A 13,578-nucleotide genomic window follows, 5' to 3' on the forward strand; every position below is an offset into this window, starting at 1 on the left:
GAAAAAGCGAACAGCTTTGTATACTAGTAAGTCATGTTCATTTCGCTATAGAATAGGAGGAAATGGCTATGAAAAAATCTAAACTACTCACTCTTGGTCTGCTTGTAGGTGCTGGTCTACTTTTATCTATCAACCAAGCACAGGCTGCAGATACTTGGGTTAAAAATGGCGCTGACTGGAATCTTTCTCAAGATGGAAGCTTAGCTAAAAATAAATGGGTGCAAAATGCTGGTTCTTGGTACCATTTTGACGGTTCTGGTAAAATGCAGACAGGCTGGCTCAAAGATGGCAATACCTGGTATTCACTAGCAGATAGTGGGGCTATGCGTACTGGATGGTACAAGGAAGGCAATACCTGGTATTCACTAGCAGATAGTGGCGCCATGCGTACAGGTTGGTACAAAGAAGGGTCTACTTGGTACTATCTTCATTTTAGTGGTTCTATGATGACAGGTTGGGTGTTCATAGATGGTAATTGGTATTATTTTGAACAATCAGGTGCAATGGCCTCTGATAGAGTTGTAAATTCTAGTGATGGGACAGGCTATATTCTCAGCAAGGATGGCCATATGTTCACTTTACAAAATAGCCCTTATAAACATGGTGACATTGTTCGTTTAGGCGATGGATATGAATATCTGATTAAAGCAAAATTTGACGGAAATAACTTTACTGATGTTATCGTGGATAAAAACACTTGGCATATTAAACCTGAGTTCAAGAAGTTTTCCGACAAATATGGGGATGAGGTTGCAAATACAACCTTAGCTTTAGTAGATAATAAAGAAGAAGGACAAGAAATTGATCCTAAAGCTGTCATTCGTAATTTCCAAAATCTACCAGGTCGATATTACTTTGGAGCAGATGGTCGTAGAGTATTACCACTTCCAGAGATGACAACTAGATCAGAAATCAAAAAAGTTGGCAATGATCTTTATCTAGAAGACCCAGGTGTACGACTTCGATTTGATAACTTCACAATCAATAACAATAAACTATACTATTTAGATAATGGACAAAGTAAGCTCAAAACAGGTTACTTTGTACTGATTGATGATGGTATGGCTACAACCCACTATCACTTACTTGTATATGCAGACCAATCTGGTGAGGTTCTTAAGATGAAACGCTTGCCATCAAGATTTTCAGATTATTTTGACAAAGAAATCGATGGTTTCTATGGTCAAAAAATTAAGATTACACAGCCAAATAAGTATGAATATTACAAGGTTCTTGTGGTAAAATAAATAGATAAGCAATCTTCACAACGAATATAAAATTAAAACGTGCAAATCATTTTCAAGAGGCTTTAGATTTCTTGTATTTTAAAAGAAACTAAAGCCTTTTGTGGATGTATTGTTTTTCAGAAAGTATGAAAAACTAGAGAGTTGTATCGGGGAGATAAATATTATTTCGCTTAAATAAATTAGGAGTCGTTTTATTCTATGATTATTTTAGAATTCTTAGTTTCTGTGCTATATATTCTGTTGGTAGTCGTTTCAACCATGGTGCCTACTATTTATTTGGGTGCTCAAATTTCCCCAGAATTTTATAAAAAACGTTATTGGATACTTATATTTTTAATTAGTTTATCTGCTCGTCAAACATTTGGAGAATTATTTCATATAGGAGTTCTTCTCTTCTTTTACTGTATTTTTTTATTAGTATTGCACAAGGGAAAAGGGGAATCTCTTTTTCTTTCTCTGTATCTTTTTCTCTTCTTTCAAAGTATTCGTTATTTATTTTTGACAATTTGGATTCGTGTATTATCTGGTGAGCATTGTTGTTTCGTAGATTCGTTTTCTACTTTATATATATCTATATTTGATTTATTATCAATCTTTCTATGTTGTAAAATTATGAAGCGTTGGTCTTTGGATTTGGATTTATTCTTTTCAGATACTTTTAAAACCCACTATCGTAAGAGTTTTTTCATTATCCTACCTCTGACTGGATTTAGGATATTCTCTTCGTTTATGACCAATAGAAATAGTTCTTTCTACGTTCGTTTTGACACGACCATTTCTCTCCTGATTTTCATTCTCTTTTTCTCTTGGCTCTTTTATATCAGACACTTAGAGCAGGTTTATCGTGATGAGCAGACCATTCAGAGACAGGAAGATGAGAATCGTTCCTTGCAAGGGATGGTGGATAAGCTGGGTCATCTCTATGATGAAGTTCGAGGTTTTCGTCATGATTTTGCAGGAATTGTCGCTAGTATGGAGCCTGCTATAGCTAATCAAGATATGACTGAGGTGTCTACCATTTATCAAGATGTCTTTCTAAAGACCAATGAAAAGCTGAGAAAGGCAGATTACACAGCCTTTAATCTTCATAATATTCATGATATAGCTATTCGCAATACCTTGGCAAAAGCCATGATTGTGGCAGATAATCAGGGGATTCATTTTAGTTTGGAGACTGTGGGGGTTGTTGAAGAGCTGGCATTGCCTATGTTGGAGGCTATCCGTATCCTCTCTATCCTCACGACAAATGCCTTGGAGGCAGCTAGTGAGTCTGAAAATCCGCAGATTCGGGTCGCTTTGTTGGCAAGTGATAGGAGTGTCCGTTTTATCATTGAAAACACTCGTAAGAAAGAAGAACTGAACCCCAGCATTCTCAGTCAAAAGGGTTATTCGACCAAGGGAAACCACAGCGGACTGGGCTTAGCGACCTTGGAGGATATGGTTTTTCATTATGATTTGAACTTAGATACCCAACTAGGAGAGACGACTTTTAGACAAGATTTAGAATTGCCATTTAAGGATGAGAAACGAGGTGGAGAGGAATGAGAATTTTAGTTTTGGAAGATGATAGAGTCCAGCAGGGACGGATAGAGCAGACTTTACTAGATATCGGTCGCTCTCGCAATTTGAGATTGGAAATTGATATTGCCAAAAACTATGGGGATGTTGAAAAGTATTCTCAGTATTTTGATCATTACCAGCTCTATTTATTGGATTTAGAGATTGATGGAGAGCGTGAACGGGGCTTTCAGGTTGCTCAACAGGTTCGGGAGCGGGATCCTTTTACAAGCATTGTCTTTGTGTCCACGCATTCGGAGGCCTTGCCTCTAGCTTTTCGCTATCACTTGTCTGCCTTGGATTTTATTTCTAAGGATCAACCAGAGGAAGATTACCGTCATCAGCTGGAGCGCTGTCTGGACTATGTACTGGCAGTGGACAAGAGGGAAAATATGCGTCTCTTCACCTATAGTTTTGAGGGAAGACGGGGCTTTACTCTGCCCTACCATGAGATTTTAGCCTTTGAAACCTCAGTGGAATCCCACCGTATCAAGGTCTATTATGCCAATCACTCTATCAAGACCATTTATGGCAGTCTCAAGGATATCGCTGCCAAGGCTGAAAAAGATTACTTTGTCTATGCCAATCGCAATACTTTAGTCAGTTTACAGGCAATTGAAGAGATGACTGCCACAGAAGTGACCTTGTTAGAAGGCTTGCATTTCCCCGTATCACGAACAGCCAGAAGAACCCTTAAAAAACATCTCAATGTCTAATATCTGTTAGACTTGGATGAGTTTATCAATAAGAATGTCGGAAAATTTTCTGATATTCTTATTTTTTTGACTTCTTTTTCGAATAGATAGGTAAGAGGAAAAAGGAAAGGAGCCTAGTTCATGTTTATATCAATGTTCTACCCATGGTTCACTGAGTTATTTTTTAAATAAAATTTAATTTAGTTGTGTATTTTCGGATTATTTTTCGAATAAATAAGTGAGAAGAAAAAGAAAGGAATAAAATAATGAAAGAACATTACTATGGATTTGTTGAGCTAACGTCGGAAGAATTGACCGATATTCAAGGTGGAGAAAATTGGACGAAGACCCTTGCAGATTGGTACATTGGATTTCGTAGAGGTTTAGGTTTTTAGGAGGATAAGCGATGAATGAAATGACTAACGAGTATACTATTGAAGTACTAAAGGAAAGCGACTTAGCTTTGCTGGTGGGTGGTAGCAAGGAAAGTTATCAAGGGGGTCTAATTACAGGTCTATTGTTACGTAGTGTATTTATTGGAACCCCATTTTTTAGAAGATAAGATTTAGAAAAAATAGAACAAGAGGAGAAAAGGATGACAAATTTTGACAAAATGGAACAGAACTTTGTAGCTCTTACAGAAGAAGAGTTGATGAATGTGGATGGAGGAATTATTCCGATAGCAGTAGCAGCTAGTATTATTGCAGGTTCAGCATTTGCAGGTTTGAGTGCAGGTGTAGCTATTGGAATTAGTCGAAACAAGAGATAAAGAGAGAATAAATGAAGCTTTCAAACGAATGTGCGGCTATTATTATATCAGCCTCAGGAATAGTGGGTTTATTAGTAGGAGTAGCTATTGGATTAGCTAGTATTATTTAAAAAGGAGTATATCATGCAAAATTTGAATCAATTTGAAATCGTAGACCAAAATGAATTAGAGCAAGTACAAGGTGGAGTAGGTTTATTGATTGTTATTGGAGGCTCATTACTTGCTGCAGGTGGAGCTGGAGTAGCGGGTTATTGGCTATCGCGTACGTTTGGTTAATATATTTAAAGGAGTAGGTAGGATATGAAAAAATTAGAAGAAAAATTTGAAATCATGGCAGAAGCAGATTTGGCTAGTACCGAGGGCGGACTTATTATTACTACTTCTACAGCTATCGCTTGGGGTGTTTTAGGAGTCGTTACCTATATGTACGGTCGTCATCTAGGAAGCAGACGTTAAATTTAATAATTTGATACAAAGGATGTAAGAAAAACTATGAATCGTAACTTAGAACGGTGTTATCTATTCTGACCATGAATAGATCATACCAGAGGTGGCTTAGAAATAGCAGGGACATTAAAAATTGAATTAACTTTAAATAGGATGTCGTAAAGGTTGCTATCAATGATTTATTTGTCCCAAGCTTGCCTAGGGTGACAGTAAAACATCAATTTCCTTTCATACCATATTTTTAGTAGGTAGGACGTTTGTTCTGCCTATTTTTTATCCAAAAAGTGCATTTGGGAGGTAGATAGGCGCATTTGGGAAGGAAGTCCAGTTTTTGTTTGGGGATTGGGGTAAGATAGTTGTTATCAGATGAGTTTATACTCTTCGAAAATCAAATTCAAACCACGTCAACGTCGCCTTGCCGTATATATGTGATTGACTTCGTCAGTCTTATATACAACCTCAAAACAGTGTTTTGAGCAGCCTGCGGCTAGTTTTCTAGTTTGCTCTTTGATTTTCATTGAGTATTAGGAAAAAGGAGATGAATATGAAATTTGGGAAACGTCACTATCGTCCGCAAGTGGATCAGATGGACTGCGGTGTAGCTTCATTAGCCATGGTTTTTGGTTACTATGGTAGTTATTATTCTTTGGCACACTTACGAGAATTGGCCAAGACGACCATGGATGGGACGACGGCTTTGGGCTTGGTCAAGGTGGCAGAGGAGATTGGTTTTGAGACGCGAGCAATTAAGGCGGATATGACGCTTTTTGACTTGCCAGATTTGACTTTTCCTTTTGTTGCTCATGTGCTTAAGGAAGGGAAATTGCTCCACTACTATGTGGTGACTGGGCAGGACAAGGATAGCATTCATATTGCCGATCCAGATCCTGGGGTGAAATTGACCAAACTGCCACGTGAGCGTTTTGCGGAAGAATGGACAGGAGTGACTCTTTTTATGGCACCTAGTCCAGACTACAAGCCTCATAAGGATCAAAAGAATGGTCTGCTCTCTTTTATCCCTATATTAGTGAAGCAGCGTGGCTTGATTGCCAATATCGTTTTGGCAACACTCTTGGTAACCTTGATTAATATTGTGGGTTCTTATTATCTGCAGTCTATCATTGATACCTATGTGCCAGATCAGATGCGTTCGACGCTTGGGATTATTTCTATTGGGCTGGTGATTGTTTATATTCTTCAGCAGATCTTGTCTTACGCTCAGGAGTATCTCTTACTTGTTTTGGGGCAACGCTTATCGATTGATGTGATTTTGTCCTATATCAAGCATGTTTTTCACCTGCCTATGTCCTTCTTTGCGACACGCAGGACAGGGGAGATCGTGTCTCGTTTTACAGATGCTAATAGTATCATTGATGCGCTGGCTTCGACCATTCTTTCGATTTTCCTAGATGTGTCAACGGTTGTCATTATTTCCCTTGTTTTATTTTCACAAAATACCAATCTCTTTTTCATAACCTTATTGGCACTTCCTATCTATACAGTGATTATCTTTGCCTTTATGAAGCCGTTTGAAAAGATGAATCGGGATACCATGGAAGCCAATGCGGTTCTGTCTTCTTCTATCATTGAGGACATCAACGGTATTGAGACTATCAAGTCTTTGACCAGTGAAAGTCAGCGTTACCAAAAGATTGACAAGGAATTTGTGGATTATCTGAAAAAATCCTTTACCTATAGTCGGGCAGAGAGTCAGCAAAAGGCTCTGAAAAAAGTTGCCCATCTCTTACTCAATGTCGGCATTCTCTGGATGGGAGCTGTTCTGGTCATGGATGGCAAGATGAGTTTGGGGCAGTTGATTACCTATAATACCTTGCTGGTTTACTTTACAAATCCTTTGGAAAATATCATCAATCTGCAAACCAAGCTTCAGACAGCACAGGTTGCCAATAACCGTCTAAATGAAGTATATCTGGTAGCTTCGGAGTTTGAGGAGAAGAAAACGGTTGAGGATTTGAGCTTGATGAAGGGAGATATGACCTTCAAGCAGGTTTCTTACAAGTATGGCTATGGTCGAGACGTCTTGTTGGATATCAATTTGACCATTCCCCAAGGTTCTAAGGTGGCTTTTGTGGGGATTTCAGGGTCAGGTAAGACGACCTTGGCCAAGATGATGGTTAATTTTTACGACCCAAGTCAAGGGGAGATTAGTCTGGGTGGTGTCAATCTCAATCAGATTGATAAAAAGGCCTTGCGCCAGTATATCAACTATCTGCCTCAACAGCCCTATGTCTTTAACGGAACGATTTTGGACAATCTTCTTTTGGGAGCCAAGGAGGGGACGACACAGGAAGATATCTTACGGGCGGTCGAATTGGCAGAGATTCGGGAGGACATTGAGCGCATGCCACTGAATTACCAGACAGAATTGACTTCGGATGGGGCAGGGATCTCAGGTGGTCAACGTCAGAGAATTGCTCTGGCACGTGCTCTCTTGACAGATGCGCCGGTCTTGATCTTGGATGAGGCGACCAGCAGTTTGGATATTCTGACAGAGAAGCGAATTGTCGATAATCTTATGGCTTTAGATAAGACCTTGATTTTCATCGCTCACCGCTTGACCATTGCTGAGCGGACAGAGAAGGTTGTTGTCTTGGATCAGGGCAAGATTGTTGAAGAAGGAAATCATGCTGATTTGCTTGCACAGGGTGGTTTTTACGCCCATTTGGTCAATAGCTAGAAAGAGGAGAGGATGAAACCAGAATTTTTAGAAAGTGCGGAGTTTTATAATCGTCGTTACCATAATTTTTCCAGTCGGGTGATTGTCCCCATGTTCCTTCTGCTCGTGTTTTTACTTGGCTTTGCAACTTTGGCAGAGAAGGAGATGAGTATGTCTACTAGAGCTACTGTCGAGCCTAGTCGTATCCTTGCAAATATCCAGTCAACTAGCAACAATCGTATTCTTGTCAATCATTTGGAAGAAAGTAAGCTGGTTAAAAAGGGAGAACTGTTGGTTCAATATCAAGAAGGGGCAGAGGGTGTCCAAGCGGAGGCCTATGCTAGTCAGCTGGACATGCTCAAGGATCAAAAAAAGCAATTGGAGTATTTGCAAAAGAGTCTGCAAGAAGGGGAGAACCACTTTCCAGAGGAGGATAAATTTGGCTACCAAGCCACCTTTCGTGACTACATCAGCCAAGCAGGTAGTCTTAGGGCTAGTACATCGCAACAAAATGAGACCATCGCGTCCCAGAATGCAGCAGCTAGTCAAACCCAAGCCGAAATCGGCACCCTCATCAGTCAAACAGAGGCTAAAATTCGCGATTACCAGACAGCTAAGTCAGCTATTGAAACAGGTGCTTCCTTGGCCAGTCAGAATCTAGCCTACTCTCTCTACCAGTCCTACAAGTCTCAGGGCGAGGAAAATCCGCAATCTAAGGCACAAGCAGTTGTGCAGCTAGAAGCACAGCTTTCTCAGTTAGAATCTAGTCTTGCTACTTACCGTGTCCAGTATGCAGGTTCAGGTACCCAGCAAGCCTATGCGTCAGGTTTAAGCAGTCAATTGGAGTCTCTCAAATCACAACACTTGGCTAAGGTTGGTCAGGAATTGACCCTTCTAGACCAGAAAATTTTGGAGGCAGAATCGGGTAGGAAGGTACAGGGAAATCTTTTAGACAAGGGGAAAATTACGGCGAGTGAGGATGGGGTGCTTCATCTTAATCCTGAGACCAGTGATTCTACCATGGTAGCAGAAGGCGCCTTACTAGCCCAACTCTATCCGTCCTTGGAAAAAGAAGGGAAAGTCAAACTCACAGCTTATCTAAGTTCAAAAGATGTAGCAAGGATCAAGGTCGGTGATTCTGTTCGCTATACTACGACTCATGATGCTAAGAATCAACTTTTCCTAGATTCTACTATTACAAGTATTGATGCGACAGCTACTAAGACTGAAACTGGGAATTTCTTTAAAATCGAGGCGGAGACTAATCTAACTTCTAAGCAGGCTGCAAAACTTCGATATGGGGTGGAAGGTCGCCTGCAGATGATTACGGGCAGGAAAAGTTACCTACGTTATTATTTGGATCAATTTTTGAACAAAGAGTAATGTTCGTGTTTTTAGAGTTAAATAATTTTTAAACTGTGAGAAAGATTTTTCTTGCAGTTTTTTCTTTATGATTTTTGAAGTTACTACGTTATTTATTCGGTTAAATTCTTGTAATTTTAGGTTTTTTGTGGTAAAATGTGCTCAAGTAATACGAAAGGCGAACTTTAAAATGTCAAAACAATTGATCTATTCGGGAAAAGCTAAAGATATCTATACAACTGAGGATGAAAATCTTATTATTTCAACTTACAAGGACCAGGCGACTGCTTTCAATGGTGTTAAGAAGGAGCAGATTGCGGGCAAAGGAGTGTTGAATAATCAGATTTCATCTTTTATTTTTGAGAAATTAAATGCGGCTGGTGTGGCGACTCACTTTGTGGAGAAACTTTCAGATACAGAACAACTCAATAAAAAGGTTGAGATTATTCCTCTCGAGGTTGTGCTTCGCAACTACACGGCTGGTTCCTTTTCAAAACGTTTTGGTGTAGACGAAGGAATCGCATTTGAGACTCCGATTGTCGAATTTTACTACAAAAATGATGATTTGGATGATCCATTCATCAATGATGAGCATGTGAAATTCCTACAGATTGCGGATGACCAGCAGATTGCCTACTTGAAGGAAGAAACGCGTCGTATCAATGAACTTTTGAAAGGCTGGTTTGCTGAGATTGGGCTTAAGTTGATTGACTTTAAGCTAGAGTTCGGTTTTGACAAGGATGGCAAGATTATCTTGGCAGATGAATTTTCACCAGATAATTGCCGTTTGTGGGATGCAGATGGCAACCACATGGATAAGGATGTTTTCCGTAGGGGACTAGGTGAATTAACCGATGTTTATGAAGTTGTTTGGGAGAAGCTGCAAGGTTTGAAATAATCTGTTTGCAACGGAAAACCTTCGTCTCTCAACTAAAAGGACTCAGGCTGAAAAGGTCCCCCAGACCTTTTCACTCCGTAGGGGATTGGGAGAACTAACAGATGTTTACGAGATTGTCTGGGAAAAGTTGCAGGGTTTGAAATAACAACCTCAAGGTCGTTGGAACATTGTAAAAGCTGAAATAAAGGAATAAGGATTGATGGATAAACGTATTTTTGTTGAAAAAAAGGCTGATTTTCAGGTCAAGTCAGAGAGTTTGGTGAGAGAACTCCAGCACAACTTGGGACTTTCAAGCTTGAAAAGTATTCGCATCGTGCAAGTGTATGATGTATTTGACTTGGCAGAGGACCTGTTTGCACCTGCAGAGAAACACATCTTCTCTGAGCAGGTGACAGACCATGTCTTGGATGAAGCTGCTGTACAGGCGGATCTTGCTAACTATGCTTTCTTTGCCATTGAAAGCCTGCCAGGTCAATTTGACCAGCGTGCAGCATCTTCACAGGAAGCCTTGCTTTTACTAGGAAGTTCGAGTGATGTAACGGTTAATACTGCTCAACTTTATTTGGTCAATAAAGATATTGATGCGACGGAGTTAGAGGCGGTCAAGAACTATCTGCTCAACCCAGTTGATTCTCGTTTCAAGGACATCACGACAGGGATTGCCAAGCAGGAATTTTCTGAGTCAGACAAGACCATTCCTAAATTGACTTTCTTTGAAAGCTATACAGCAGAAGACTTTGCCCTCTACAAGACCGAGCAGGGCATGGCAATGGAAGTGGATGATTTGCTCTTTATCCAAGAATATTTCAAGTCAATCGGGCGCGTGCCAACTGAGACAGAGCTCAAGGTTTTGGATACTTACTGGTCTGACCACTGCCGTCACACAACTTTTGAGACAGAGTTGAAACACATCGACTTTTCAGCTTCTAAATTTCAAAAGCAATTGCAGTCAACCTATGACAAGTATATTGCCATGCGTGATGAGTTGGGGCGTTCTGAAAAACCTCAAACCTTGATGGATATGGCGACTATTTTCGGTCGTTATGAGCGTGCTAATGGACGTTTGGATGATATGGAAGTGTCAGACGAAATCAATGCTTGCTCAGTAGAAATCGAAGTGGATATTGATGGTGTGAAAGAGCCATGGCTCCTCATGTTCAAGAATGAAACTCACAACCACCCAACGGAAATTGAGCCATTTGGTGGGGCTGCTACCTGTATCGGTGGAGCCATTCGTGACCCATTGTCAGGTCGCTCATATGTTTACCAAGCCATGCGGATCTCAGGTGCTGGTGATATTACAGCACCGATTTCAGAAACTCGCGCTGGGAAATTGCCACAACAGGTCATTTCTAAGACAGCGGCTCATGGTTATTCTTCATACGGTAACCAAATTGGGCTTGCGACGACCTACGTTCGTGAGTATTTCCACCCAGGCTTTGTAGCTAAACGTATGGAGCTAGGTGCCGTTGTTGGTGCTGCTCCCAAGGGCAATGTAGTCCGTGAAAAACCAGAAGCAGGTGACGTGATTATCTTGCTAGGTGGTAAGACTGGGCGTGATGGTGTCGGTGGTGCGACAGGGTCTTCTAAGGTTCAAACAGTTGAGTCCGTGGAAACTGCCGGTGCTGAGGTTCAAAAAGGGAATGCCATCGAAGAACGCAAGATTCAGCGCCTTTTCCGTAATGGCGATGTCACTCGTCTTATCAAGAAGTCCAATGACTTTGGAGCAGGTGGTGTCTGTGTAGCCATCGGTGAATTGGCAGACGGTCTTGAAATTGACCTCAACAAGGTGCCTCTTAAATACCAGGGCTTGAATGGTACCGAAATTGCCATCTCTGAATCTCAAGAACGGATGGCAGTCGTGGTTCGTCCTGAGGATGTAGATGCCTTCGTTGCGGAATGTAACAAAGAGAATATTGATGCTGTTGTGGTTGCGACAGTGACTGAAAAACCAAATCTAGTCATGCACTGGAATGGTGAAACGATTGTCGACTTGGAACGTCGTTTCCTAGATACCAACGGTGTGCGTGTCGTTGTTGATGCCAAGGTTGTGGACAAAGATGTCAAGCTTCCAGAAGAACGTCAAACATCTGCTGACACACTTGAAGCAGATACCCTTACGGTCCTATCTGACCTCAACCATGCGAGTCAAAAAGGATTGCAGACTATCTTTGATTGCTCTGTTGGTCGTTCAACAGTCAATCACCCACTTGGCGGACGCTACCAACTCACACCAACTGAGGCATCTGTGCAGAAATTACCAGTTCAACACGGTGTGACTCATACTGCGTCAGTCATGGCTCAAGGTTTCAACCCATATGTAGCTGAATGGTCTCCATACCACGGTGCTGCCTATGCGGTGATCGAAGCAACTGCTCGTTTGGTTGCTGCTGGTGCCAACTGGTCTCAGGCTCGTTTCTCTTACCAAGAGTACTTCGAGCGCATGGATAAACAAGCAGAGCGTTTTGGTCAGCCAGTAGCAGCTCTCCTAGGCTCTATCGAGGCACAAATTCAGCTTGGTTTGCCATCTATCGGTGGTAAGGACTCCATGTCTGGTACCTTTGAAGAATTGACAGTGCCACCAACCTTGGTCGCTTTTGGGGTGACGACAGCAGATAGCCGTAAGGTGCTTTCGCCAGAGTTCAAGAATGCTGGTGAAAACATCTACTACATCCCAGGCCAAGCACTCTCAGCAGAGATTGATTTTGACTTGATTAAGTCTAACTTTGCTCAGTTTGAAGCCCTTCAAAAGGCTCACAAAGTAACAGCAGCTTCAGCTGTTAAATACGGTGGTGTTATTGAAAGTTTGGCACTTGCTACTTTTGGAAATCATATCGGTGCAGAGGTGATCTTGCCTGAACTTGAAACAGCTTTGACAGCTCAATTAGGCGGATTTGTCCTAACATCTCCTGAAGAAATCGCTGGAGTAGAGAAGATTGGACAAACAAGTGCCAACTTTACACTCCTTGTCAACGGTGTGAAGCTAGATGGACACAAACTTGACAGTGCTTTCCAAGGGAAATTGGAAGAAGTTTACCCAACAGAATTTGCACAAGCTAAAGAACTAGCAGAAGTTCCAGCTGTCGCTACTAACACAGTCATCCAAGCTAAAGAAAAAGTTGAAAAACCGGTAGTCTATATCCCAGTCTTCCCAGGAACTAACTCAGAATATGACTCAGCCAAGGCCTTCGAAAAAGAAGGTGCAGAGGTCAACTTGGTGCCATTTGTGACCTTGAATGAAGAAGCCATTGTCAATTCAGTTGAAACTATGGTTGACAACATCGGCAAGGCTAACATTCTCTTCTTTGCAGGTGGTTTCTCAGCTGCGGACGAGCCAGATGGTTCAGCTAAGTTTATTGTCAATATCCTGCTCAATGAAAAAGTGCGTGCAGCTATTGATAGCTTTATCGCCCGTGGTGGCTTGATTATTGGTATCTGTAATGGATTCCAGGCCTTGGTCAAATCAGGTCTTCTTCCATACGGGAACTTCGAAGATGCCAGCAGTACTAGTCCAACCCTCTTCTACAATGATGCCAACCAGCACGTGGCCAAGATGGTGGAAACTCGGATTGCCAATACCAACTCGCCATGGTTGGCTGGAGTAGAAGTGGGCGATATCCACGCTATTCCTGTTTCGCACGGTGAAGGGAAGTTTGTCGTGACGGCTGAGGAATTTGCGGAGCTCCGTGACAATGGTCAAATCTTTAGCCAATACGTTGACTTTGACGGCAAACCAAGTATGGACTCTAAGTACAATCCGAATGGTTCTGTCCATGCCATCGAAGGAATTACCAGCAAGAATGGTCAAATCATCGGTAAGATGGGCCACTCAGAACGTTATGAGGAAGGTCTTTTCCAAAATATCCCAGGAAATAAAGACCAGCACCTGTTCGCGTCAGCGGTTAAATACTTTACTGGAAAATAAG

General features: G+C 41.5%; 13 protein-coding genes. All 13 read left to right on the forward strand.

The window, feature by feature from the left end; translation table 11 throughout:
- Positions 1-68: 68 nt before the first annotated feature.
- The 13 genes from SM12261_RS00240 (at position 69) to SM12261_RS00295 (ending at position 13,577) form a co-directional block, all read left to right on the forward strand.
- Entirely contained in the window at positions 69-1,247 is a 1,179-nt protein-coding gene (locus SM12261_RS00240; RefSeq protein ID WP_000748707.1) for an N-acetylmuramoyl-L-alanine amidase family protein, read from the forward strand.
- A 729-nt stretch (positions 1,248-1,976) separates the two neighbouring features.
- Entirely contained in the window at positions 1,977-2,792 is an 816-nt protein-coding gene (locus SM12261_RS09560) for a GHKL domain-containing protein (RefSeq protein ID WP_000184940.1), read from the forward strand.
- Positions 2,789-3,520 (forward strand): response regulator transcription factor, encoded by a 732-nt coding sequence (locus SM12261_RS00250; RefSeq protein ID WP_001221869.1) that lies wholly within the window; start codon positions 2,789-2,791, stop codon positions 3,518-3,520. The genes SM12261_RS09560 and SM12261_RS00250 overlap by 4 nt, the downstream gene beginning before the upstream one ends.
- A 245-nt stretch (positions 3,521-3,765) precedes the next feature.
- Positions 3,766-3,894 (forward strand): smi_0059.1 family bacteriocin-like peptide, encoded by a 129-nt coding sequence (locus SM12261_RS00255; protein WP_000658220.1) that lies wholly within the window; start codon positions 3,766-3,768, stop codon positions 3,892-3,894.
- An 11-nt stretch (positions 3,895-3,905) separates the two neighbouring features.
- Positions 3,906-4,061, forward strand: a complete 156-nt coding sequence (locus SM12261_RS09435; protein WP_001004642.1) for a hypothetical protein — start codon at positions 3,906-3,908, stop codon at positions 4,059-4,061.
- Between the two features lie 33 nt (positions 4,062-4,094).
- Positions 4,095-4,268 (forward strand): class IIb bacteriocin, lactobin A/cerein 7B family, encoded by a 174-nt coding sequence (locus tag SM12261_RS00265; RefSeq protein ID WP_000180829.1) that lies wholly within the window; start codon positions 4,095-4,097, stop codon positions 4,266-4,268.
- Between the two features lie 123 nt (positions 4,269-4,391).
- On the forward strand, positions 4,392-4,544 hold the full coding sequence (locus SM12261_RS00270; RefSeq protein ID WP_001180497.1) for a class IIb bacteriocin, lactobin A/cerein 7B family: 153 nt from the start codon (positions 4,392-4,394) through the stop codon (positions 4,542-4,544).
- Positions 4,545-4,568: 24 nt separating this feature from the next.
- Positions 4,569-4,724, forward strand: coding sequence for a hypothetical protein (locus SM12261_RS09440; RefSeq protein ID WP_000732248.1), 156 nt, complete (start codon positions 4,569-4,571; stop codon positions 4,722-4,724).
- Positions 4,725-5,259: 535 nt separating this feature from the next.
- Positions 5,260-7,413 carry a peptide cleavage/export ABC transporter ComA gene (comA, locus tag SM12261_RS00275; protein ID WP_000668315.1) on the forward strand — a complete coding sequence of 718 codons (2,154 nt, stop codon included), beginning with the start codon at positions 5,260-5,262 and terminating at the stop codon, positions 7,411-7,413.
- Between the two features lie 12 nt (positions 7,414-7,425).
- Positions 7,426-8,775 carry a competence pheromone export protein ComB gene (gene comB / locus SM12261_RS00280; protein WP_000801588.1) on the forward strand — a complete coding sequence of 450 codons (1,350 nt, stop codon included), beginning with the start codon at positions 7,426-7,428 and terminating at the stop codon, positions 8,773-8,775.
- Between the two features lie 169 nt (positions 8,776-8,944).
- Positions 8,945-9,652: a phosphoribosylaminoimidazolesuccinocarboxamide synthase gene (gene purC, locus SM12261_RS00285; protein ID WP_000043282.1), complete on the forward strand. Its 708-nt coding sequence runs from the start codon at positions 8,945-8,947 to the stop codon at positions 9,650-9,652.
- A gap of 1 nt (position 9,653) precedes the next feature.
- A complete protein-coding gene (locus tag SM12261_RS09700) occupies positions 9,654-9,797 on the forward strand; it encodes a phosphoribosylaminoimidazolesuccinocarboxamide synthase (protein WP_078228447.1) in 144 nt (47 codons plus the stop codon).
- Positions 9,798-9,851: 54 nt separating this feature from the next.
- On the forward strand, positions 9,852-13,577 hold the full coding sequence (locus SM12261_RS00295; RefSeq protein WP_000361182.1) for a phosphoribosylformylglycinamidine synthase: 3,726 nt from the start codon (positions 9,852-9,854) through the stop codon (positions 13,575-13,577).
- Position 13,578 lies beyond the last annotated feature (1 nt).

The sequence above is a fragment of the Streptococcus mitis NCTC 12261 genome (assembly GCF_000148585.2).
In the GTDB taxonomy this organism is placed as follows: Bacteria; Bacillota; Bacilli; order Lactobacillales; family Streptococcaceae; genus Streptococcus; species Streptococcus mitis.

Bases quoted from the DNA above. Each gene is read 5' to 3' on its own strand.
- SM12261_RS00240 (WP_000748707.1), top strand. From the start codon at position 69: ATGAAAAAATCTAAACTACTCACTCTTGGTCTGCTTGTAGGTGCTGGT.
- SM12261_RS09560 (WP_000184940.1), top strand. From the start codon at position 1,977: ATGACCAATAGAAATAGTTCTTTCTACGTTCGTTTTGACACGACCATT.
- SM12261_RS00250 (WP_001221869.1), top strand. From the start codon at position 2,789: ATGAGAATTTTAGTTTTGGAAGATGATAGAGTCCAGCAGGGACGGATA.
- SM12261_RS00255 (WP_000658220.1), top strand. From the start codon at position 3,766: ATGAAAGAACATTACTATGGATTTGTTGAGCTAACGTCGGAAGAATTG.
- SM12261_RS09435 (WP_001004642.1), top strand. From the start codon at position 3,906: ATGAATGAAATGACTAACGAGTATACTATTGAAGTACTAAAGGAAAGC.
- SM12261_RS00265 (WP_000180829.1), top strand. From the start codon at position 4,095: ATGACAAATTTTGACAAAATGGAACAGAACTTTGTAGCTCTTACAGAA.
- SM12261_RS00270 (WP_001180497.1), top strand. From the start codon at position 4,392: ATGCAAAATTTGAATCAATTTGAAATCGTAGACCAAAATGAATTAGAG.
- SM12261_RS09440 (WP_000732248.1), top strand. From the start codon at position 4,569: ATGAAAAAATTAGAAGAAAAATTTGAAATCATGGCAGAAGCAGATTTG.
- comA (WP_000668315.1), top strand. From the start codon at position 5,260: ATGAAATTTGGGAAACGTCACTATCGTCCGCAAGTGGATCAGATGGAC.
- comB (WP_000801588.1), top strand. From the start codon at position 7,426: ATGAAACCAGAATTTTTAGAAAGTGCGGAGTTTTATAATCGTCGTTAC.
- purC (WP_000043282.1), top strand. From the start codon at position 8,945: ATGTCAAAACAATTGATCTATTCGGGAAAAGCTAAAGATATCTATACA.
- SM12261_RS00295 (WP_000361182.1), top strand. From the start codon at position 9,852: ATGGATAAACGTATTTTTGTTGAAAAAAAGGCTGATTTTCAGGTCAAG.